The 21,164-nt window shown below is 69.0% G+C and carries 17 protein-coding genes, 1 tRNA gene and 1 riboswitch; of the genes, 12 read left to right on the top strand and 6 right to left on the bottom strand.

The window, feature by feature from the left end:
• Positions 1-109 precede the first annotated feature (109 nt).
• From OG975_RS19655 to OG975_RS19620, 8 genes are all read left to right on the top strand, one after another.
• Positions 110-1,135: a transglycosylase family protein gene (locus OG975_RS19655; RefSeq protein ID WP_406330588.1), complete on the top strand. Its 1,026-nt coding sequence runs from the start codon at positions 110-112 to the stop codon at positions 1,133-1,135.
• Between the two features lie 183 nt (positions 1,136-1,318).
• Positions 1,319-1,498: riboswitch (cyclic di-AMP (ydaO/yuaA leader) on the top strand.
• A 4-nt stretch (positions 1,499-1,502) separates the two neighbouring features.
• A complete protein-coding gene (locus OG975_RS19650; RefSeq protein ID WP_406330587.1) occupies positions 1,503-2,198 on the top strand; it encodes a transglycosylase family protein in 696 nt (231 codons plus the stop codon).
• 368 nt (positions 2,199-2,566) lie between these two features.
• A complete protein-coding gene (gene eno, locus OG975_RS19645) occupies positions 2,567-3,853 on the top strand; it encodes a phosphopyruvate hydratase (protein WP_327429282.1) in 1,287 nt (428 codons plus the stop codon).
• Between the two features lie 105 nt (positions 3,854-3,958).
• Positions 3,959-4,435, top strand: coding sequence for a septum formation initiator family protein (locus tag OG975_RS19640; protein WP_406330585.1), 477 nt, complete (start codon positions 3,959-3,961; stop codon positions 4,433-4,435).
• A gap of 56 nt (positions 4,436-4,491) precedes the next feature.
• Positions 4,492-5,016: a DUF501 domain-containing protein gene (locus tag OG975_RS19635; RefSeq protein WP_406330583.1), complete on the top strand. Its 525-nt coding sequence runs from the start codon at positions 4,492-4,494 to the stop codon at positions 5,014-5,016.
• A gap of 215 nt (positions 5,017-5,231) precedes the next feature.
• Positions 5,232-6,173 carry an exopolyphosphatase gene (locus tag OG975_RS19630; protein WP_406330582.1) on the top strand — a complete coding sequence of 314 codons (942 nt, stop codon included), beginning with the start codon at positions 5,232-5,234 and terminating at the stop codon, positions 6,171-6,173.
• A gap of 490 nt (positions 6,174-6,663) precedes the next feature.
• Positions 6,664-8,064, top strand: a complete 1,401-nt coding sequence (locus OG975_RS19625; protein WP_406330581.1) for an NAD(P)/FAD-dependent oxidoreductase — start codon at positions 6,664-6,666, stop codon at positions 8,062-8,064.
• A 481-nt stretch (positions 8,065-8,545) separates the two neighbouring features.
• On the top strand, positions 8,546-9,835 hold the full coding sequence (locus OG975_RS19620) for a class I SAM-dependent methyltransferase (protein ID WP_406330580.1): 1,290 nt from the start codon (positions 8,546-8,548) through the stop codon (positions 9,833-9,835).
• Positions 9,836-9,941: 106 nt separating this feature from the next.
• Here OG975_RS19620 and OG975_RS19615 read toward each other — a convergent pair whose 3' ends face one another.
• Positions 9,942-12,473, bottom strand: a complete 2,532-nt coding sequence (locus OG975_RS19615; protein WP_406330579.1) for an ABC transporter permease — start codon at positions 12,471-12,473, stop codon at positions 9,942-9,944.
• A gap of 275 nt (positions 12,474-12,748) precedes the next feature.
• On the bottom strand, positions 12,749-13,519 hold the full coding sequence (locus tag OG975_RS19610) for an ABC transporter ATP-binding protein (protein ID WP_406330577.1): 771 nt from the start codon (positions 13,517-13,519) through the stop codon (positions 12,749-12,751).
• A gap of 436 nt (positions 13,520-13,955) precedes the next feature.
• Here OG975_RS19610 and OG975_RS19605 point away from each other — a divergent pair.
• From OG975_RS19605 to OG975_RS19595, 3 genes are all read left to right on the top strand, one after another.
• Positions 13,956-14,038, top strand: a tRNA-Leu gene (locus OG975_RS19605).
• 167 nt (positions 14,039-14,205) lie between these two features.
• Positions 14,206-15,381, top strand: a complete 1,176-nt coding sequence (locus tag OG975_RS19600) for a 4-hydroxybenzoate 3-monooxygenase (RefSeq protein ID WP_406330576.1) — start codon at positions 14,206-14,208, stop codon at positions 15,379-15,381.
• Positions 15,382-15,561: 180 nt separating this feature from the next.
• Complete coding sequence (locus OG975_RS19595) at positions 15,562-16,461, top strand: Bax inhibitor-1/YccA family protein (RefSeq protein WP_406330575.1); 900 nt, start codon at positions 15,562-15,564, stop codon at positions 16,459-16,461.
• A 104-nt stretch (positions 16,462-16,565) separates the two neighbouring features.
• On the opposite strand, the gene OG975_RS19590 is transcribed toward OG975_RS19595, so the two are convergent.
• Positions 16,566-16,796 carry a DUF4287 domain-containing protein gene (locus OG975_RS19590; protein WP_327429272.1) on the bottom strand — a complete coding sequence of 77 codons (231 nt, stop codon included), beginning with the start codon at positions 16,794-16,796 and terminating at the stop codon, positions 16,566-16,568.
• Positions 16,797-16,900: 104 nt separating this feature from the next.
• On the opposite strand from OG975_RS19590, the gene OG975_RS19585 reads away from it, so the two are divergent.
• Positions 16,901-17,212, top strand: a complete 312-nt coding sequence (locus tag OG975_RS19585; protein WP_406330574.1) for a hypothetical protein — start codon at positions 16,901-16,903, stop codon at positions 17,210-17,212.
• 152 nt (positions 17,213-17,364) lie between these two features.
• Here OG975_RS19585 and OG975_RS19580 read toward each other — a convergent pair whose 3' ends face one another.
• The 3 genes from OG975_RS19580 to OG975_RS19570 all read right to left on the bottom strand — a co-directional run bounded on the left by OG975_RS19580 (position 17,365) and on the right by OG975_RS19570 (position 21,095).
• Positions 17,365-18,150: a hypothetical protein gene (locus OG975_RS19580; RefSeq protein WP_406336352.1), complete on the bottom strand. Its 786-nt coding sequence runs from the start codon at positions 18,148-18,150 to the stop codon at positions 17,365-17,367.
• A gap of 282 nt (positions 18,151-18,432) precedes the next feature.
• Entirely contained in the window at positions 18,433-19,653 is a 1,221-nt protein-coding gene (locus tag OG975_RS19575; RefSeq protein WP_406330572.1) for an acetyl-CoA C-acetyltransferase, read from the bottom strand.
• A 422-nt stretch (positions 19,654-20,075) separates the two neighbouring features.
• Positions 20,076-21,095 (bottom strand): SGNH/GDSL hydrolase family protein, encoded by a 1,020-nt coding sequence (locus tag OG975_RS19570; RefSeq protein ID WP_406330571.1) that lies wholly within the window; start codon positions 21,093-21,095, stop codon positions 20,076-20,078.
• Between the last annotated feature and the right edge of the window lie 69 nt (positions 21,096-21,164).

Here is a 21,164-nt window from a genome sequence, read left to right as displayed (position 1 = left end):
TGCATCGACTTGTGACAAGCGTTCGAGTGCGGATACGTTCGATCACCAACGCGGCCCGCCTATCGCAGTGGCCGCTGTTGTCACTTGCTGTCACTCGAAAGGCTTCCGCATGCTCTCCGGGAACGGCCGTCATCGTCGCCCGCGTCAGGCCCCGGCCCTCATCGTTGCCGCAGGGGTGACCGGATCGGCGATCGCGATCCCGTTGCTCGGCGCCACCAGTGCGAGCGCGGCCGACGGCACCACGTGGGACCGGGTCGCGGAGTGCGAGAGCGCGGGATCGTGGAGCGCGAACGACGGGAACGGGTACTACGGCGGGCTGCAGTTGACCCAGGAGACCTGGGAGTCGTACGGCGGCACCCTGTACGCCCCGAGCGCCGACCAGGCCAGCCGCTCGCAGCAGATAGCCATCGCCGAGAAGATCCTCGACGACCAGGGCCTCGCCGCCTGGCCCACCTGTGGACCGCTCTCCGGGCTCAGCAAGCACTCGGGCTCCGTCGAGGTCGACACGGGCGTGGCGGACGACTCGTCGAGTTCCTCCGACTCCTCCGACTCCTCCGACTCCTCGGGCTCCTCCGGCTCGTCCGATTCCTCCAGCTCCTCGGAGTCGTCCGGTTTGTCGGACTCGTCATCCTCGTCCAGTTCATCTGATTCATCCTCATCATCCGACTCCTCCCCGGATGCGGCCAAGAACACGACGAAGTCCGACACCTCCTCCGGCGACAGTGATTCTCAGGATTCCGACAGCTCGGACACAGAGACGGCGAAGAGTGACGACTCGGACAAGTCCGGGCAGAACGGCGACTCTTCGAGTGCGTCCGACAGTGCGACGACCGGTGCCGGACGTCACCGTGGTGACACCGCCGACGAGGGTGTGACGGAGGACGTGACCGACGGCCGTACGGACAGCGCTTCCGGGCGGCATGCCTCGCGCGGCTCCAGCGCCTCGCGCGACGCCGCCGACGGCTCGTACGTCGTCCGCACCGGAGACAGTCTCTGGACGATCGCCGATGCCCTTGACCTCGAAGGCGGATGGGCCGGGCTGTACGCCGAGAACAAGAAGACGATCGGCACCGATCCTGACCTCATCGTGCCCGGTCAGAGCCTTGCAGTTGGTGCTGAATCGGGCGAAAAGTAGCGGGAGTTCGCGTCACGGTTCGCTGCGGAATGTCCGGTTTGGTGAGAGTGAGACATGAGTCTCAGAAGCCCTGATCGTCTTTGAAATTCCGGGTATCGACTGCTTACGGTCGTGACCGCTCGCCACAGCGGGCCCCGACGGTTGCAACGCCGAATCCTGCCAACGGCCGTACGGGAACAGTCGTCGCGTCAAGCGCCGTAGGCAGGAGCGGGGGACCCAAGGTAAGCGCCGCGCCCGGTAGTTCACCGGGAGTGGCTTGGGGTGAAGCCGTACGTCCGACGTCGTGAAGACGGAGGCCGTACGACCGGGCACTCACCCGCCCGAACCCGACAGCTCACCTCGCAGGCGTCGGTGAGGGGATCACTCCATGCTGTTTTCCAGCAAGGGCAAGCACCGCCGCCCGTCCAAGGCCGCCCGTGTCGCCACGCTCGCCGGCGTCACCGGTGTCGCCATCGCCGCCCCGCTGATGGCGGCCGGCAACGCCTCCGCCGCGACCGCGTCCGAGTGGGACACCGTCGCCCAGTGCGAGTCCGGCGGCAACTGGTCCATCAACACCGGCAACGGCTACTACGGCGGCCTGCAGTTCTCGGCCTCCACCTGGGCGGCGTACGGCGGCACCGCCTACGCCTCCACCGCCAACCTGGCGTCCAAGTCGGAGCAGATCACCATCGGTGAGAAGGTCCTCGCCGCGCAGGGCAAGGGTGCCTGGCCGACCTGCGGCACGGGCCTGTCCAGCGCCGCGTACACCGGTGGGACGACCTCCAGCTCGTCCAGCGCCTCGACCACCCCGTCGAGCACCACCACCTCCACCACCCGGACGACGGAGCAGCCCGCCTCCCGTTCCGCGGAGCGCCCGGCCGCCACGAAGACCGTCACCACCCCGACCGGCAAGAAGGTCAAGAAGGGTGACGGCGAGTACAAGGTCGTCAAGGGTGACTCCCTCAGCTCGATCGCCGAGAAGAAGCACGTCAAGGGTGGCTGGCAGCAACTGTTCGAGCTGAACAAGGACATCGTCGACGACGCCGACTTCATCTACCCGGGTCAGCAGCTTCACCTGAGCTGACAACGGTTCGCGGCTGACGCCTGTCGACGGCTCTCGGCGGAAAGCTGACAACGGGCTCGCAGCTGAACCACAGTCCTCTCCTATACGCGGTCTCCATAGTGGAGGCCTCGTGAGGGTCCCCCCGTCCCCACGGGCTCCCCGCTCCGGTGCGTCTTCCCCCGTACGCACCGGGGCGGGGCTTTTTTATGTACGGGTTCATGTACGGGTTCATGTGCGGGGCCGCAGGTTTTTGTTCCGTTCGGAAACAATTTACTCTCGGTTCTGCCCAAGGGGTGGGCGACCGGCTGGCCGATCCCCCCGGGGCGGTTAGGCTCATGTCGCGGCGCCATCACAGGTTCCGCGTTACCCGCGTCACATCCCAGAAGGAGATGCTCGTGCCGTCCATCGACGTCGTCGTAGCCCGGGAAATCCTGGACTCCCGAGGCAACCCCACGGTCGAGGTCGAGGTCGGCCTCGACGACGGCAGCACCGGTCGTGCCGCCGTCCCGTCCGGTGCCTCCACGGGTGCCTTCGAAGCCATCGAGCTCCGCGACGGTGACCCCAACCGTTACCAGGGCAAGGGTGTCGAGAAGGCCGTCCTCGCCGTCATCGAGCAGATCGGCCCGGAGCTCGTCGGTTACGACGCCACCGAGCAGCGCCTGATCGACCAGGCCATGTTCGACCTGGACGCCACCGACAACAAGGGCTCGCTCGGCGCCAACGCCATCCTCGGCGTCTCGCTCGCCGTCGCGCACGCCGCCTCCGAGGCGTCCGACCTCCCGCTCTTCCGCTACCTGGGCGGCCCGAACGCGCACCTGCTGCCCGTTCCGATGATGAACATCCTGAACGGCGGGTCGCACGCCGACTCGAACGTGGACATCCAGGAGTTCATGATCGCCCCGATCGGCGCGGAGTCCTTCTCCGAGGCGCTGCGCTGGGGCGCCGAGGTCTACCACACCCTCAAGAAGGTGCTGAAGACCAAGGGCCTGTCCACGGGCCTCGGCGACGAGGGCGGCTTCGCCCCGAACCTGGAGTCCAACCGCGCCGCGCTCGACCTCATCATCGAGGCCATCAAGCAGGCCGGTTACGTCCCCGGCGAGCAGATCGCGCTCGCGCTCGACGTCGCCGCGTCCGAGTTCTACAAGGACGGCAAGTACGAGTTCGAGGGCAAGTCCCGCTCGGCCGCCGAGATGACCGAGTACTACGAGGAGCTCGTCTCCGCGTACCCGCTCGTCTCCATCGAGGACCCGCTGTACGAGGACGACTGGGCCGGCTGGAAGGTCATCACCGACAAGCTGGGCGACAAGGTCCAGATCGTCGGCGACGACCTCTTCGTCACCAACCCGGAGCGCCTGGCCCGTGGCATCGAGGAGGGCTCCGCGAACGCCCTGCTCGTCAAGGTGAACCAGATCGGCTCGCTGACCGAGACCCTGGACGCCGTCGAGATGGCCCAGCGCAACGGCTTCAAGTGCATGATGTCCCACCGCTCCGGCGAGACCGAGGACGTCACCATCGCCGACCTCGCCGTCGCGGTGAACTGCGGCCAGATCAAGACCGGTGCCCCGGCCCGCTCGGACCGCGTCGCCAAGTACAACCAGCTGCTGCGCATCGAGGAGATCCTCGACGACGCGGCGGTGTACGCCGGTCGTTCGGCGTTCCCCCGCTTCAAGGGCTGAGCTGTAACGGCTTAGGAAGCGTCGTACGTACGTCCCCGTACTCGGTCCCGTACCGTGTGCGGGGACGTACGCACGTGACGGGCTTGTACTGGGGAGGCGGGATTCATGGCCGTGAAGGACCGGGACCGGTTCTCCACCGCGACCAGGCTGAAGCTGCTCGGCGAGCAGACGGCGGCCCGGGTCTACCGCTCCCAGACCAAACGGCAAGCCCGTCGCTCCCGGCTGACCGGCCGGGCGGCGCTCCTCGCCCTCGTCCTCTGCTCCCTCGTCGTCGCCCTCGCGTACCCGATAAGGCAGTACGTGTCCCAGCGCGCCGAGATCTCGGATCTGGAGCGGCAGCGGGCACAGGCCCGCGAGCGGGTCGAGCGGCTGCGCGACCTCAAGGCACGCTGGCAGGACGACGCGTACGCCGAGCAGCAGATCCGGCAGCGGCTGCACTATGTGATGCCGGGCGAGACCGGCTACGTCGTGATCGACCCGGACGCGGCGAAGCAGGCCCGTGCCGACCAGGGGGCGGCCGACCGTCCCTGGTACTCCAACGTCTGGGACGGCGTGGACAAGTCCGACGCCGCCGACCAGTGACGGCCCATGAGCTGACCAGCACCATGAACTGACCAGAAAGACATGTGACTCACGGCATGGAAACGCCACCGCCGACCACCCCGCGCACCGAGCCGACCGACGCGGATGTCGAGGCCTTCAAGCAGCAGCTCGGGCGGCCGCCGCGCGGGCTGCGCGCGATCGTGCACCGGTGCCCGTGCGGGCAGCCGGACGTCGTCGAGACGGCGCCGCGTCTTCCCGACGGGACGCCGTTCCCGACGACGTACTACCTGACGTGTCCACGGGCCGCGTCCGCGATCGGGACGCTCGAAGCCAACGGGGTCATGAAGGAGATGACGGAGCGGCTGGCGACGGATCCTGAGCTGGCCGCCGCGTATCGGGCTGCCCACGAGGACTACATCGCGCGGCGCGACTCCATCGAGGTTCTGGAGGGCTTTCCCAGTGCGGGGGGTATGCCGGACCGGGTGAAGTGCCTTCACGTGCTCGTGGCGCATTCTCTGGCCGCGGGGCCGGGGGTGAATCCCCTTGGTGACGAGGCGATCGCGATGCTGCCGGAGTGGTGGCGCAAGGGTGCGTGTGTGGTTGTGCCGGACGGGGACTGAGGGCCTCTCGGTTGTGTGTCGGGTGCGGGCCGGTGGGGGCTGGTCGCGCCCACGCGGCGGAGCCGCATATCGACACAGCCCCGCGCCCCTAAACAACTGCCGGTCCGCCCCGGGTGCTTTTAAGGGGCGCGGGGAACTGCGCGACCAGCCCCCACCGCCCCGCAGCCAAAGAACCACCCCCACGCACCCCCACCCACGACAGGAGACCAGAGCTCATGACCAGGGTCGCTGCCATCGACTGCGGTACCAACTCCATCAGGCTGCTCGTCGCCGACGCGGACCCGGAGACGGGGGAACTCGTCGAGCTGGACCGCAGGATGACGATCGTGCGGCTCGGGCAGGGCGTCGACCGGACGGGCCGGCTGGCCCCCGAGGCGCTGGCGCGGACCTTCGCGGCGTGCAGGGAGTACGCGGCGATCATCAAGGAGCACGGCGCGGAGCGGCTGCGCTTCGTGGCGACCTCGGCGTCCCGCGACGCGGAGAACCGGGACGAGTTCGTGCGCGGGGTGCTGGACATCCTCGGGGTCGAGCCCGAGGTCATCTCCGGTGACCAGGAGGCCGAGTTCTCCTTCACGGGCGCGACGAAGGAGCTGACGGGGCGTGACGACCTCGCCAAGCCGTACCTCGTGGTGGACATCGGCGGCGGGTCGACCGAGTTCGTCGTCGGCGACGACCATGTGCGGGCGGCGCGCTCCGTGGACGTCGGCTGCGTGCGGATGACCGAGCGGCACCTCGTGCACGACGGCGTCGTGACCGACCCGCCCACCGAGGAGCAGATCGCGGCGATGCGCGCCGACATCGAGGCGGCCCTCGACCTCGCCGAGGAGACGGTCCCGCTGCGCGAGGCGCACACGCTCGTCGGGCTGGCCGGCTCGGTCACCACCGTGTCGGCGATCGCGCAGAACCTGCCCGAGTACGACTCCGAGGCCATCCACCACTCGCGCGTCTCCTACGACCGTGTCCGCGAGATCACCGAGTGGCTGCTGGCGTCGACGCACGCCGAGCGCGCGGCCGTCCCCTCCATGCACCCGGGGCGCGTCGACGTGATCGCCGCGGGCGCCCTCGTGCTGCTCTCGATCATGGAGCGGATCGGGGCGCGGGAGGTCGATGTCAGCGAGCACGACATCCTCGACGGGATCGCGTGGTCCGTGGCGTAAGCCATGGTGCGGCCGTGGCGCAGGCCATGTTCCGGCCGTGGCCTGGGTCTCCTTGGCTACTTGTCGGTAGCCCTCGGCTGAGCAGGTCGGATAACGTATGAGCGCGCCTGAGGGGCACTGAAAAGCCCCTCGGTGAGGTGCCGTCGGGAAAGTTCGTGAAGTTCTTCACAAGGAAAAAAGCCCTGCTGGGCGAGGATTGAGCCCCAAGGGTTGCCGTGGAGGGCTCAGGCGGTCCGGGAGCGTGCTCACAGGAGCATTCCGAGGGTGTCGCCGACGGGTGAGGCGAGGGTCTGGTCCAGTCGGTCCGAGAGGGGTCCGAAAGGCCGGAGCGGCAGCTCACGCGGTGTTGACAACGGTCCACGGAGCACGGTGGTTCCCCTTTGTCACCATGACCTGGGTCACGTGGGCGGCGCAGTGTAGCAGAGCCCCCGTAGGAGCTTGTGAAGGGGCGCACGAGCGACCCCCCATGACCGGGTGGATACTCGATGGCATGAGCACCACGGAGCGTCCCAGGATCCTCGTAGTAGGCGGTGGGTACGTAGGCCTGTACGCAGCTCGGCGCATTCTCAAGAAGATGCGCTACGGAGAGGCGACCGTCACGGTCGTCGACCCCCGGTCGTACATGACCTACCAGCCCTTCCTCCCCGAAGCCGCCGCCGGCAGCATCTCCCCGCGGCATGTCGTCGTCCCGCTGCGACGCGTGCTGCCCAAGGCGGAGGTTCTCACCGGCCGGGTCACCACCATCGACCAGGACCGCAAGGTCGCCACGATCGCCCCCCTCGTGGGTGAGGCGTACGAGCTGCCTTTCGACTACCTCGTCATCGCGATGGGCGCGGTCTCCCGCACCTTCCCGATCCCCGGCCTCGCCGAACAGGGCATCGGCATGAAGGGCATCGAGGAGGCCATCGGCCTGCGCAACCACGTCCTTGAGCAGCTCGACAAGGCCGACTCCACGACGGACGAGGAAGTCCGCCGCAAGGCGCTCACCTTCGTCTTCGTGGGTGGCGGTTTCGCCGGCGCCGAGACCATCGGCGAGGTCGAGGACATGGCCCGCGACGCGTCGAAGTACTACACCAACGTGTCCCGCGAGGACATGCGCTTCATCCTCGTCGACGCCGCGGACAAGATCCTTCCCGAGGTCGGCCCGAAGCTCGGTCAGTACGGCAAGGAGCACCTGGAGAGCCGCGGTGTGGAGATCTACCTCTCCACGTCCATGGACTCCTGCGTCGACGGCCACGTCGTTCTGAAGAACGGCCTCGAGGTCGACTCCAACACGATCGTGTGGACGGCCGGCGTCAAGCCGAACCCCGTCCTCTCCCGGTTCGGTCTGCCGCTCGGTCCGCGTGGTCACGTGGACTGCACGGACAAGCTGCAGGTGACCGGTACGGACTACATCTGGGCCGCGGGCGACAACTCCCAGGTTCCGGACATGGCCGCCCGCAAGGCCGGCGTCGAGAACGCCTGGTGCCCGCCGAACGCGCAGCACGCGCTGCGTCAGGCGAAGGTCCTCGGCGACAACGTGGTCTCCGGTATGCGGGGCTTCCCGCAGAAGTCGTACGCGCACTCCAACAAGGGTGCTGTCGCGGGGCTCGGCCTGCACAAGGGCGTCGCGATGATCGTCATGGGCAAGATGAAGATCAAGCTCAAGGGTCGTCTGGCGTGGTACATGCACCGCGGCTATCACGGTCTGGCCATGCCGACCTGGAACCGGAAGATCCGCGTGTTCGCGGACTGGACGCTCGCGATGTTCCTGAAGCGTGAGGTTGTCTCGCTCGGGGCCATGGAGACTCCTCGCGAGGAGTTCTACGAGGCTGCCAAGCCGGCGCCTGCCGCTGCTGCCGCCGCTCCGGCTGCCGCCGCGAAGACCGAGGAGAAGGCCAAGGCCTCCTGACCTCCGGTCACCGTTTTGCCCGAAGGGGCCGCTCGCCATCCGTGGTGCGAGCGGCCCCTTCGGGGTTTTTCGCCCCCGCCGCCCCTACCCGTCCCATCCCGTTCCTGGGGCTCCGCCCCAGACCCCGTAGGCCGGTTCTTTGGCTGCGGGCCGGTGGGGGTCGCTCGCGCAGTTCCCCGCGCCCCTAAAAACCGCCGGCCCACCCCGGGTGCTTTTAAGGGGCGCGGGGAACTGCGCGACCAGCCCCCACCGTCCCGCAGACGACTCTCTTCAGGGGCGCGGGGAACGGCGCAATCTTTTAGGGGGCTGGGGGCGAAGCCCCCAGGAACGGGATGGGACGGGTAGGGGCGGCGGGGGCGAAAAACGTGGTGGGTGCATCTATTTTGCGAAGGTGTAACGCGGAAGGGGGACTGCGCGCGGGACGTGTTGGTGTTTACGTGGTGTTGGAGCGTTCGGGAGTGTTGTCTCGGAGGTGTACGCCATGCAGGACGCCGCGCTGCGGCTGAAGAGCCTTGTGGAACAGTTGCTGGGGACCCCGCTCCCGGTGCGCATCCGCGCCTGGGACGGTTCGGTCGCAGGGCCCCCCGATGCCCCCGCCCTCGTCGTACGCAACCGAAAGGCCGTGCGCCGACTGTTGTGGAAACCCGGCGAGTTGGGGCTCGCCCGGGCCTGGGTGGCCGGTGATCTGGGTGTGGAGGGTGATCTGTACGCCGCCCTGGACCTGGTGTCCGGGCTGCTGTGGGAGCGGGGCGAGGACGCGAGGGGCGTCGCCGAGGCCCTGCGCGACCCCGAGGTGCGCGCCGCCGTCCGGGGGCTGGTGAAGATGGCCGGATCCCCGCTGCCGCCCGCCCCGCCCCGCGAGGAGGTCCGCGGGCGCCGCCACCTGCACACCAAGCGCAGCGACAAACGAGCCATCAGCCACCACTACGACGTGGGGAACGACTTCTACGAGATCGTCCTCGGGCCGTCCATGATCTACTCGTGCGCCTACTGGGACGAGGGTGGCACCCTTGAGGACGCCCAGCGTGACAAGCTCGAACTCATCGCCGGCAAGCTCGACCTGAAGCCCGGTCAGCGGCTCCTCGACGTCGGCTGCGGCTGGGGCTCGATGGCCATTCACGCCGCCCGCGAGCACGGCGCGAGCGTCGTCGGGGTGACCTTGTCGCAGGAGCAGGCCGCGTACGCCCGTAAACGGGTCGCCGACGAGGGGCTGACGGACAAGGTCGAGATCCGCGTGCAGGACTATCGGGACGTCGCCGACGGGCCGTACGACGCCATTTCCTCCATCGGCATGGCCGAACACGTCGGCGCCGAGCGCTACTTGGAATACGCCGAGGTGCTGTACCAACTCCTCAAGCCCGGTGGGCGGTTGCTCAATCACCAGATCGCGCGGCGGCCGCAGCGGGACGAATCGGCGTACTCCGTCGACGAGTTCATCGACGCGTACGTCTTTCCCGACGGTGAGCTCGCGCCCATCGGGACCACCGTGACGCAGCTGGAGCGTGCCGGGTTCGAGGTGCGCGACGTCGAGTCCATCCGCGAGCACTACGCGCTCACCCTGCGCCGCTGGGTCACCAACCTGGAGGCGCAGTGGCCGCGCGCCGTCAAGCTCTCCAGCCCCGGCCGGGCCCGCGTCTGGCGCCTGTACATGGCGGCCAGCGCGCTCGCCTTCGAGCGCAACCGCATCGGCGTCAACCAGGTGCTGGCGGTCAGGACACCGGAGGTGCCCGGCGGGGCCGGGATGCCCCTTCGGGCCCGTACCTGGAACTGACCGACGTAGGTGAGTGAGTACGTGAAGAGGGGCCCCGTTCCAGCTGAACGGGGCCCCTCCTCACGTACCACCAAGGCGCCGAGGCGCGCTATTCCGATTACTCCGATTACTCCGACTTGATCGCTGTCAGCATGTTCAGGCGAGCCGCCCGCCGGGCCGGCCACAGTGCCGCCAGGACGCCGACCGTGGCCGCGAGGAGCAGGAAGACGCCCATCCGGCCCCAGGGCAGGACCAGTTCGTACGTCGACATCTTGGTGCCCAGCAGCTCACCGGCCGCCCAGCCGAAGAACACGCCGAGGCCGATGCCGAGTACGCCGCCGAAGAGCGAGATGACCAGGGACTCCAGGCGGACCATGCGCTTGATGCCCTTGCGGTCGAGGCCGATCGCGCGCAGCATCCCGATCTCCTGCGAGCGTTCGAAGACCGACATCGCGAGGGTGTTGATGACACCGAGGACGGCGACGATGACCGCCATTGCGAGCAGGCCGTAGAGCATGTTCAGCATCAGCGTGAACATCTGCGCGATGCCGTCGGAGATGTCCTTCTTGTCCTGGACCTGGATGGCCGGGTTGTCGCCGAGGGCCTTCTCCAGCTTGTCCTTGGCCGCGTCCGACGCGCCGCCCGCCGTCTTCACCATGACCTGGAGGTCGGAGGCGGTGCCGGTCTCGTGGGGCGAGAGCGTCGCGTTGTCCACGATGATGCCGTGGATCATCTGGTTGCCCTCGTAGACACCGGCGACGGACAGCTTCTCCTTCTTCCCGTCCTCGTACGAGACCGTGAAGTGCGAACCGGCCGTCCAGCGGTGGGACTTGGCGGTGTCCTTGTCCACGACGACCTGCGTGCCACCGACCTTGAAGGCACCGTCCGCGATCGTGAGGTCGGTGAGCTTCGTGATGGAGCCGCCGTTCACACCCGTCAGGTACTCGGTCTGCTGGTCGATGCGCGAGGGCGCGTCGCGCAGCGAGCTGGTGTCGGTGACCCCGTCGACGCCGGCGAGCTTCTTCGCGACGTCCGGCGAGAGCGCGTTGCCGTTCGCCATCGAGATGACGTAGTCCGCCTTGATCGCGGAGCTGGCCATCTTGTCGATCGACTTCTGCAGGCTGCCCGCCATCACCGTCATGCCGGTGATCAGTGTGAGGCCGATCATCAGGGCGGAGGCGGTGGCGGCCGTGCGGCGCGGGTTGCGGACCGAGTTCTGGCGGGCCAGCTTGCCAGAGACTCCGAAGACACGGAGGACGGGCGCGGCGGCCGCGATCAGCGGGCGGGACAGCAGCGGGGTGAGGACGAAGACGCCGATGATGAGCAGGACCGCGCCGAGACCCATCGGGGCCTGGCCGTCCGAGCCGTCCATCGTCGTCGCGTACAGCACCACGGCGACGCCCGCCGCCGAGAAGAGCGCGCCGAGCGTGTTCCGTACGACCAGGGACTTCGTCGTCGCCTTCGCGTGCACGCTGCTCATCGCGGCGACCGGCGGGATCTTCGCGGCGCGGCGGCCCGGCAGCCAGGCGGCCAGCATCGTGATGAGGATGCCGACGAGCAGGGCGGTGCCGATCGTGCCCGGCGAGATCACCAGCGGGCCGTCCGGCACGGTGGCGCCGAGCGTGCCCATCAGCGAGCGCATACCGGCGCCGATGCCGATGCCCGCGGCCAGACCCGCGACGGCGGCGACCGCCCCGACCACGAACGCCTCGACCAGCACCGAACGCGTGACCTGCCGGCGGGAGGCACCGACGGCGCGCATCAGGGCCAGTTCCTTGGTGCGCTGGGCGACCAGCATGGTGAAGGTGTTGGCGATGATGAACGTGCCGACGAACAGCGCGATGCCGGCGAAGACCAGCAGGCCCGTCTTCATGCCGCTCATCGCCGAGGAGATCATGGTGGCCTGGTCGTCGGCGAGCTGCTTGCCGGTGGTGGTGGAGGCCGTGTCCTTCGGTACGACGTCGTCCAAGGCGTTGCGCAGCGCCGTCTGGCTGGTGCCGGCCGCCGCCTTCACGTCGATCTCGTCGTACGAGCCGACCGAGTCGAAGAGCTGCTGCGCGGTCTTCGTGTCGAAGAGGGCGAGGCTGCCGCCCGCGGCGACGTTGCCGTCGTCGGTGGTGAAGATGCCGGTGACGGTGGGCGTGAGGACCGGGCCGTCGACCGACAGCCGTACGGTGTCGCCGACCTTGTAGCCCGCGCGCTTCGCGGTCTCCGAGTCGATCGCGACCTCGTCCGTGCCCTTGGGGGCGTGACCGCTCGTCAGCGGATACCGGGGGTCCTTGTCGCCCCAGTAGTTGCCGCCCTGCGACTGGAAGCCGCCGCCGATGAGCTTGCCGTCCTTGTCGGCGATGGCGGTGAAGCCGTTCACCACGCCGATCGCGGAGGCCGCGCCCGGGACCTTGGCGGCCTTGTCGAGCAGCGGCTGCGTGAGCTTCGGGTCCTTGCCGACGGTGTCGCCCTTGTCCGCCTGGCTCTCCGGCTGGATGGCGACGTCGACCTGGTCGAAGCCCTTGGCTGAGCTCTTCTGGTAGGCGTCGGAGATGGTGTTGGTGAAGACCAGGGTGCCTGACACGAACGCCACGCCGAGCATCACGGCGAGGACGGTCATCAGGAGCCTGGCCTTGTGCGCGAGGACGTTGCGCAAGGCGGTACGGAACATTGTTTCTCAGTCCAGGAGAGGGAGGCTGTCGGCGGGTGGAGGGTGTGGCTGCGCGTAGCGTTTTTCGCCCCCGCCGCCCCTACCCGTCCCATCCCCAGGGGCTCTGCCCCTTCGACCCCGTGGGTAGTTCGTCGGCTGCGGGCCGGTGGGGGTTGCTCGCGCAGTTCCCCGCGCCCCCAAAAGGGGCGCGGGGAACTGCGCGATCTTTTGGGGTCTGGGGGCGGAGCCCCCAGGGATGGGACGGGTAGGGGCGGCGGGGGCGAACTACCCCTGGCTCAGCTGGTGCGGCCCTTGGCGTCGAACTGCTTCATGCGGTCGAGGACGGAGTCGGCGGTCGGGCCGTGGACCTCGTCGACGATGCGGCCGTCGGCGAGGAAGATCACGCGGTCCGCGTACGCGGCGGCCACCGGATCATGGGTCACCATGACCACGGTCTGCCCCAACTCCCGTACGGAGTTGCGCAGGAAGCCGAGCACCTCCGCGCCCGAGCGGGAGTCGAGGTTTCCGGTGGGCTCGTCGCCGAAGATGATGTCGGGGCGGGAGGCGAGAGCGCGGGCGACGGCGACGCGCTGCTGCTGGCCGCCGGAGAGCTGGGAGGGCCGGTGGCGGAGGCGGTCGGCGAGGCCGATCATCGTGATGACCTTGTCCAGCCACTCCTTGTCGGGCTTGCGGCCCGCGATGTCCATCGGGAGCGTGATGTTCTCCAGGGCCGTCAGCGTCGGCAGCAGGTTGAACGCCTGGAAGATGAAGCCGATCTTGTCCCGGCGCAACTTGGTGAGCTGCTTGTCCTTGAGGGAGCCCAGCTCGGTCTCGCCGATGCGGACGGAGCCGGAGGAGAAGGTGTCCAGGCCCGCCACACAGTGCATCAGCGTGGACTTGCCGGACCCCGACGGGCCCATGATCGCGGTGAACTCGGCCTGGCGGAAGTCGACGGTGACCCGGTCGAGGGCGACCACCTGGGTCTCGCCCTGTCCATAGACCTTCGACAGTTCCGAGGCACGGGCTGCCACGGCGGTGGTTCGGTCGGCGAGGGGAGTGGTGGTCACGGGAGGGTGCTCCTGTCGGGACGACGACGTTTCCGGCGATGCTTTCGGGACGTGTTCCATCCTCGTTGCCGTTCGGGGCGAAGTAGTCAGCCGCTGTTCTGGTTCCGGGGGCAGCCTGCGGTCGGACCAGAGGCGGTCGTGTCATACCTGGGGATGACGGGGCCGCCCTGAGCGATCTCCGGGTACGGCGTCGTGGTGTCCGCTCGTTCGGAGTGTTCGGACGGAGTGTTCGGAGACTGTTCGGACGGTGAAATTCCGTCATTCCGTATACGCCGCCGTGGACCGTCCGAAAGGCTGTTGGCAAGTGCGGATGGCCCGTACCGAGGGCTGATGCACCCTCAGACGTCAATAAAATAAGACAACATCGGGCCGCCCGTCCGCTGTTCGGGGGACGCGCCCCGATAGGCTCGGAACCTCGATGCGGAGCCCATGGCCTGCCCGGATGGTGGAATGCAGACACGGCGAGCTTAAACCTCGCTGCCCCTCGCGGGCGTACCGGTTCAAGTCCGGTTCCGGGCACCTCCGACCCCTCACTTCGGCCGCGGCCTTCCCCGGGGATCTCCCCAGGCCCCTCAAGGACCTCGTCGCCGACCGTTGACAGCAAGCGCGTGCGGTCGGAGACTCCCTTCAGGAAATGGTGAAGGAAATTTCACTACACGAACAGAGGAACGCGAAGGGGCGTGCCGATGCGTACCACCGTCGGGATCATCGGGGCCGGGCCGGCCGGGCTGCTGCTGGCGCGGCTGCTGCACAACGCGGGCATCGAGTCCGTCGTGCTGGAGAGCCGGGACCGGGCGTATGTGGAGCAGCGGCAGCGGGCCGGGATCCTGGAGCAGGGGACCGTGGATGTGCTGCGGGCCGCCGGGGCCGGTGAGCGGATGGACCGGGAGGGGCTGCGGCACGACGGGATCGAGCTGCGGTTCGCGGGCAGGCGGCACCGCGTCGACTTCCCGGCCCTCACCGGTGGGCGCTCCGTGATGGTGTACGCGCAGACCGAGGTGTGCAAGGACCTCATCGCCCTCCAGCTCAAGGAGGGCGGGCCGCTGCTCTTCGGGGCCGAGGCGCTCGCCGTGGAGGACGCCGAGAGCGAGCGGCCACGGGTGCGGTTCACGTACGACGGGCGCGAGGACGTGCTGGAGTGCGATTACGTCGTCGGGTGCGACGGGTTCTGGGGCGTCGCACGGGGGGCCGTGCCCGCCGAGCTCTCCCGCGTCTTCGAGCGGACGTACCCCTTCGGCTGGCTCGGCATCCTCGCCGATGTCCCGCCCTCGCACGACGAGCTGGTCTACGCCCGTCACGACCGCGGCTTCGCCCTGCTCAGCATGCGCTCGCCCAGCGTCTCCCGCCTCTACCTCCAGGTGCCCCAGGGCACGGACGCCCAGGCGTGGAGCGACGAGGAGATCTGGGACGAGCTGGACCGGCGCTTCGAGACGACGGACGGCTGGCAGCTCGAGCGCGGGCCCATCACCTCCAAGTCCGTCACTCCGATGCGCAGTTACGTCCACGAGCCCATGCGGCACGGGCGGGTCTTCCTCGCCGGTGACGCCGCGCACATAGTGCCGCCGACCGGAGCGAAGGGGCTCAACCTCGCCGTCGGCGACGTCGTCACCTTCGCGCGGGCACTCGCGTACGAGAAGGAGACCGGCTCCGGCGAGCTGCTCGACGCCTACTCCGAGACGTGTCTGCGCCGGGTCTGGCAGGCCGAGAGGTTCTCGTACGACATGACGACCCTGCTGCACCGCGATCCCGGCGCGACCGGCTTCGAGGACCGCGTCCAGCTGGCCCGTCTGGAGCGGATCGCGAGCTCACGGGCGGCCGAGACCGACCTCGCGGAGGGGTACACGGGGTTTCCCCTGGAATAACTCGTGAGAAAAGGAGGCTGAGGCCGGTGTCACGGCTTCGTACCAGTGCGGGCAGGGCATGGGACACACGCGTACGGTGGCACCGCAAGGGAAAGATCCTCCCCAAGCAGTAGGGTCAATCTTTTGCCTACCTATTACTCTTGAGGCCAAGGCCGCTCAGGGTGGCCATGGAGGAGTGAAATGAGGAGCAGTAACCCGGTCTTCTCGCGACGGGGGTTCAGCCGCGACAACGGCTACGCGGGCTTCAACGCGGCGCCGCAGGCCGGGGGACCCGCTGTCGGCACCCAGGGCAATCCGTACGCCCAGGGCAACCCGTACGCCCAGCAGGGCGGCAACCCCTACGCGCAGAACCCGTACGCACAGCAGGCCCCGCAGTACGGCGCTCCGCCGCAGGCCCCGGTCACCACCGGCCGTATGACGATGGACGACGTCGTCATGCGCTCGGCCATGACGCTCGGCACCGTCGCCGTCGGCGCCATCCTGGCCTGGGCGCTGCTGCCGGTGTCCAGCACCAGCTACGGGCTCGCCATCGGCTCCGCCCTGGTCGCCTTCGTGCTGGCCATGGTGCAGAACTTCAAGCGCACGGCCTCGCCCGCGCTGATCCTCGGCTACGCCGCCTTCGAGGGCGTCTTCCTCGGGGTCATCAGCGAGATGTACAACAGCCGCTGGTCGGGTGCGCCCTTCCAGGCGGTCCTGGGCACCATGGCGGTCGCCGGCGCGACCCTCCTCGTCTACAAGGCGGGCTGGATCCGCGTGACCGCGCGGTACGCGCGCATCGGTATGACCATCGCCATCGCCTTCATCGTCGTCATGGCGGTCAACCTGCTGCTGGTCGTCTTCGGTGTCGCCGAGGACGGCGGACTGCGCAGCATGGGCCCGCTCGGCGCGATCGTCGGCATCCTGGCGATCCTGATCGGCGCGTTCTTCCTCACCCTCGACTTCAAGCAGATCGAGGACGGCATCACGTACGGCGCGCCGAAGGACGAGGCCTGGATCGCGGCGTTCGCCCTGACCATGACCCTCGTGTGGATCTACGTCGAGATGCTGCGCCTGGTCGCCATCTTCAGCGGCGACGACTAGACGGGCCGGCCCCTGAGGGCTGGTGACTGAACTGAAGGGCCCGCGAACCACCGGTTCGCGGGCCCTTTGTCGTGGGATGACTGTGTCGTCACGGTGGTGCGCGCTCAGAGCAGTTTGCGCGCGGCCCTCCTCAGGTCGTACTCGTGAATGATCGCCTTGGCGTGGCCGTACGCGAGATTGTGCTCGGCGCGGAGCCAGCTGACCTTCTCCTCGAAGCGGAAGAGGGCGGGGCCTTCGTCGACGGTGCGAAGCCAGTCGGAGATTTCACGACCGGTGCAGTGGGGGATTCGGGCGAGCATGTTGCGGTGGGTCTCCTCGGAGAGGACGTGGGACATCGGCGCCTCCGGACGCAAAGGGGATGTAAGCCGGTCCTTCACGCCACCGTGCCTGAGGGTTGGGTTGTTGGCAACAGTCCTGGTACGGCGCGTACGCTCGCCGCGTGCTTGATACGACGCCTTTGACTCGTGCCGTGGATCATTTCGCCGACCGGTTGAGGGCCGCGCCGCAGAGCCGTCTCCAGCGTGGGGCTGCCGCCGAGGCGCTGGGGCTGGCCAGGGAGTTGGCACTGCGTGCCCAGCGGTTGGAGGACCCTTCCGGAGAGGGTCGGGAGATGCCGGACGCGGGGATGTTCGCCGCCGCGGACCAAATCACTGTTGCCGCGCACGATTTGTCGGTCGTACTGAAAGACGAGGGGGAACTGGCGGACGCGGTGGGGCTTGTTGCGGAGGCGCAGAAACGCGCCGGGGTCTGATCTCTCGATCGACTCCAGCGCGTGGGCGCTCCGCTGGTGGTGCCGGGGAACTGCGGTAGTTGGTTGGCTGCGGGCCGGTGGGGGCCGTTCGCGCAGTTCCCCGCGCCCCTTACGGGGCGCTCTTGCTGGGCCCTCGTTACAAGGACGCCTCGTTACAGGGACGCGATGACCCGGTCCGCCAGGATGTAGATGTTCTGGTCGCCGAAGGCGAACGTCAGGGCGTAGGCGCCGGAGACTCCGGAGCCGCCGAGGAGGACCGGGGTTTCGCCGGCGCGGAGGGCGGCGGCGAGTTGTTCGGCGGTTTCGCGGTGGCCCGGGGTCATGCAGAGGGTCGTGCCGTCGGCGAAGACGTAGACGTCGAGGGTGCCGAGGGGGCCGGGGCGGACGTCCGCCAGTTCCGTGCGGGACTCGGCGAGTTCCTCCAGGCAGGCCACCGTGCGCTCATGGTCGTTCACGACAGGTGACTGGACCGGCACGAAGTCCGGGTGGGAGGGGTGGCGGCGGCGGGCCGCGGCGAGTTCGGGCGAGTCCCCGGCGAACTCCTCGGCGTCCAGGCCGGCCTCGGTCACCGGCTCCAGGTGCTCCAGGCCCGCGAAGTCCGAGTGGCGCGGCAGGAACAGTTCGCTGTCGGGCAGGCCGAGCAGCGAGGGCGCGTCCGAGGCGTCACGCGCCTCCTGGGCGGCCCAGAACGCCCGTGCCTCGGCAAGCTCCCGCTCCCGCTCCTCCGCGAGCGCCTCGGCCACCGCAGCGCGTATCTCGTCCGCGTCGGCGGCCGAGCGAGCAGCGGGCACCAGGCCGCGTGCGGCGGTCGTGGCGCGGCTCTCGGCGAGCTCGGTGTGCAGGGCCGCGACCTGCCGGCGCAGACCCTGCAGGGTGCGCAGAACGGCGACGCCCACGGCCGCGGTCGCGGCGGTGGTGAGCAGCAAAGCAATTGGCATGGCGCTCACTGACGTACTCCCGGTTCAAAGTCGACCCCCGACTTCCTACATCAGCTTGAAGGGAGAACCATCCAGCTGTCAGTGCGTAACGTCACGAATGGGACAGGACTTTGGGCCCGGGGTTTAGTTGCGCAACGGCTCTGACCTGCGGAAATGCCTCCCCGGAGGGAGATAGGTCACATCTTGGGGGGGATTGGATCACAAATCGGCCCAGAGTCCCGGTGATTGCGGGGCTCTGGGCCGATTCGGTCACGCTGGGTTCAACTACCGTTACGGGAACGGTCAGCTGAGGCGCTCGATGACCATCGCCATGCCCTGGCCGCCGCCGACGCACATCGTCTCCAGGCCGAACTGCTTGTCGTGGAACTGGAGGCTGTTGATGAGCGTGGCGGTGATGCGGGCGCCGGTCATGCCGAAGGGGTGGCCGACGGCGATGGCGCCACCGTTCACGTTCAGCTTGTCCAGCGGGATGTTCAGGTCGCGGTAGGAGGGGATCACCTGGGCGGCGAACGCCTCGTTGATCTCGAAGAGGTCGATGTCGTCGACGGTGAGGCCGGCGCGGCGCAGCGCCTGCTTGCTGGCCTCCACCGGGCCGAGGCCCATGATCTCGGGGGACAGGCCGGTGACGCCGGTGGACACGATCCGGGCGAGCGGGGTGAGGCCGAGCTCGCGGGCCTTGGTGTCGGACATGATCACGAGGGCGGCGGCGCCGTCGTTCAGCGGGCAGCAGTTGGCGGCCGTGACCATGCCGTCGGGGCGGAAGACGGGCTTGAGGCCCTGAACGCCCTCCAGGCTGACGCCGGCGCGCGGGCCGTCGTCCTTGGAGACGACCGTGCCGTCCGGGGTCGTGATCGGGGTGATCTCGCGCTCCCAGAAGCCGTTCTTGATGGCTTCCTCGGCGAGGTTCTGCGAGCGGACGCCGAACTCGTCCATGTCCTGGCGGGTGACGCCCTTCAGGCGGGCCAGGTTCTCGGCGGTCTGGCCCATCGCGATGTACGCGTCCGGGATCAGGCCGTCCTCGCGCGGGTCGTGCCAGGTGGTGCCCTCCTGCTGCGCGACGGCGACGGTGCGGGCCTCCGCGTCGGCGAAGAGGGGGTTGTGGGTGTCCGGCATTCCGTCGGAGGTGCCCTTGATGCTGCGCGACACCGTCTCGACACCCGCCGAGATGAAGACGTCGCCCTCGCCCGCCTTGATGGCGTGCAGGGCCATGCGGCTCGTCTGGAGGGAGGAGGAACAGTAGCGGGTGATGGTGCAGCCCGGGAGGTGGTCCATTCCCATCTGTACGGCGACGATGCGGGCGAGGTTGTGGCCCTGCTCGCCACCGGGGAGGCCGCAGCCGAGCATCAGGTCGTCGATGTCCCTCGGGTCCAGCTCGGGGACCTTGGCGAGGGCGGTCTGGATGATCGTGGCGGTCAGGTCGTCGGGGCGCACGTCCTTCAGGGAGCCCTTGAAGGCGCGGCCGATCGGGGAGCGGGTGGCTGAGACGATCACGGCTTCGGGCATCACGGCTCCATTGGCGTACGGGGGGTTGGGCAGGGCTGGTTGGGAAGTTACCCGTACGTATGGTCGAGGTCACGGGTGTCGGGGTGTGACTAGGACCGCACTTTTCTAAGCGCTTGCTTTTTTCGCCCCCGCCGCCCCTACCCGTCCCATCCCCAGGGGGCTGCGCCCCCAGACCCCCCTGGGTGGTTTTTTTGGCTGCGGGCGGGTGGGGGTTGCTCGCGCAGTTCCCCGCGCCCCTGAAAGCGGGGCTGCGCCCCGCGATCCCCCGCCCGCCCCCGCTTTTAGGGGCGCGGGGAACTGCGCAATCTTTTGGACCAGCCCCCACCCACCCGCAGCCGAAGAACCGGCCCACGGGGTCTGGGGCGGAGCCCCAGAAGGATGGGACGGGTAGGGGCGGCGGGGGCGAGGAAACCGGCCGGTGGTTATGGGGACGTGGCCGGGGCCGGGTCCGTGGCCGGGAGGCGGCGTCGGCGGCGGCGCTTGAGGAGGGCCCAGGGGCCTCGGGGGCCCGTGGGCATGGCTGCGGTGACCTCGGTGCCTGGTTCCGAGGCCGCTTCGGCTGCGGCACGGGCGACCGGCAGGAACCCCTCGCGGCGCGAAACGTCCGGGCGCTCCTCCTCGGCCGGCCAGAGACCCAGCGTCGCGCACACCGTGGGGAGGATCGCCATCGCCGCGGTGGCGTACCCCTCCGCCGAGGGGTGGTAGTTGTCGGGGCCGAACAGTTCGCGTGGGTTCGCCTCGAACTCCGGGCCCAGCAGGTCACCCAGCGACACCGTCCGCCCGCCCTGCTCGACGGTACCGATGGTCTGGGCCGCCGCCAGCTGACGCGACGCCCGCCGGGCCAGCCACCGCAGCGGCTGCTGCACCTGCTCGACCGTGCCCAGGTCGGGACAGGTGCCGACCACGACCTCGGCACCGGCGGTGCGCAGCCGGCGTACCGCCGACGACAGATGGCGCACCGAGCGCGTCGGCGGCATCCGGTGTGTCACGTCGTTCGCGCCGATCATGATCACGCAGACGTCGGGCACCCGCGTGGTGTCCGCGAGGGCGAGCGCCACCTGGCGGTCCAGGTCGTCCGACTGGGCCCCCGGCAGCGCCACATTGCACAGCTCCACCGGCCGCTCGGCCACCGCCGCGAGCCCGGAGGCCAGCAGCGCCCCCGGCGTCTGGCGGGCCCGGTGCACGCCCTGGCCCGCGGCCGTGGAGTCACCGAGCATCGTCAGACGGAGGGGCTGTTCGCCAGGACCGGTGTACGCGTACCCGTACAGGCCGTCCGCGCGCGGCGCGTGCGCGTGCCCGTTGCCCACGTGACGTTTCGCCAGCTGCACCTCGGCCAGCACCAGTCCGACGGTGGCCGCCCCGACCAGGCCGATCCCGCCGCCGCCGTACGCAGCGCCCGCCGCGATGCGCCGAGCCACCCTCGCCCTAGACAAGCTCGTCATCCGTCGCCGCCACCTCCTCGTAGCCGTACAACCACTGCTTGCCCCGTGGAGTACGTCGGCCAATCTCAA

Origin of the sequence: Streptomyces sp. NBC_00203 (genome assembly GCF_045206325.1) — a bacterium.
GTDB lineage: Bacteria > Actinomycetota > Actinomycetes > Streptomycetales > Streptomycetaceae > Streptomyces > Streptomyces lutosisoli.
Note: the sequence above shows the minus strand (reverse complement) of the source record. Positions and strands in the feature narration are given on the sequence as shown.

What these genes read in the sequence shown, in the direction of transcription:
- OG975_RS19655 (WP_406330588.1), top strand. Translation starts at nt 110, where the DNA reads ATGCTCTCCGGGAACGGCCGTCATCGTCGCCCGCGTCAGGCCCCGGCC.
- OG975_RS19650 (WP_406330587.1), top strand. Translation starts at nt 1,503, where the DNA reads ATGCTGTTTTCCAGCAAGGGCAAGCACCGCCGCCCGTCCAAGGCCGCC.
- eno (WP_327429282.1), top strand. Translation starts at nt 2,567, where the DNA reads ATGCTCGTGCCGTCCATCGACGTCGTCGTAGCCCGGGAAATCCTGGAC.
- OG975_RS19640 (WP_406330585.1), top strand. Translation starts at nt 3,959, where the DNA reads ATGGCCGTGAAGGACCGGGACCGGTTCTCCACCGCGACCAGGCTGAAG.
- OG975_RS19635 (WP_406330583.1), top strand. Translation starts at nt 4,492, where the DNA reads ATGGAAACGCCACCGCCGACCACCCCGCGCACCGAGCCGACCGACGCG.
- OG975_RS19630 (WP_406330582.1), top strand. Translation starts at nt 5,232, where the DNA reads ATGACCAGGGTCGCTGCCATCGACTGCGGTACCAACTCCATCAGGCTG.
- OG975_RS19625 (WP_406330581.1), top strand. Translation starts at nt 6,664, where the DNA reads ATGAGCACCACGGAGCGTCCCAGGATCCTCGTAGTAGGCGGTGGGTAC.
- OG975_RS19620 (WP_406330580.1), top strand. Translation starts at nt 8,546, where the DNA reads ATGCAGGACGCCGCGCTGCGGCTGAAGAGCCTTGTGGAACAGTTGCTG.
- OG975_RS19615 (WP_406330579.1), bottom strand. Translation starts at nt 12,473, where the DNA reads ATGTTCCGTACCGCCTTGCGCAACGTCCTCGCGCACAAGGCCAGGCTC.
- OG975_RS19600 (WP_406330576.1), top strand. Translation starts at nt 14,206, where the DNA reads ATGCGTACCACCGTCGGGATCATCGGGGCCGGGCCGGCCGGGCTGCTG.
- OG975_RS19595 (WP_406330575.1), top strand. Translation starts at nt 15,562, where the DNA reads ATGAGGAGCAGTAACCCGGTCTTCTCGCGACGGGGGTTCAGCCGCGAC.
- OG975_RS19590 (WP_327429272.1), bottom strand. Translation starts at nt 16,796, where the DNA reads ATGTCCCACGTCCTCTCCGAGGAGACCCACCGCAACATGCTCGCCCGA.
- OG975_RS19580 (WP_406336352.1), bottom strand. Translation starts at nt 18,150, where the DNA reads ATGCCAATTGCTTTGCTGCTCACCACCGCCGCGACCGCGGCCGTGGGC.
- OG975_RS19575 (WP_406330572.1), bottom strand. Translation starts at nt 19,653, where the DNA reads ATGCCCGAAGCCGTGATCGTCTCAGCCACCCGCTCCCCGATCGGCCGC.
- OG975_RS19570 (WP_406330571.1), bottom strand. Translation starts at nt 21,095, where the DNA reads ATGACGAGCTTGTCTAGGGCGAGGGTGGCTCGGCGCATCGCGGCGGGC.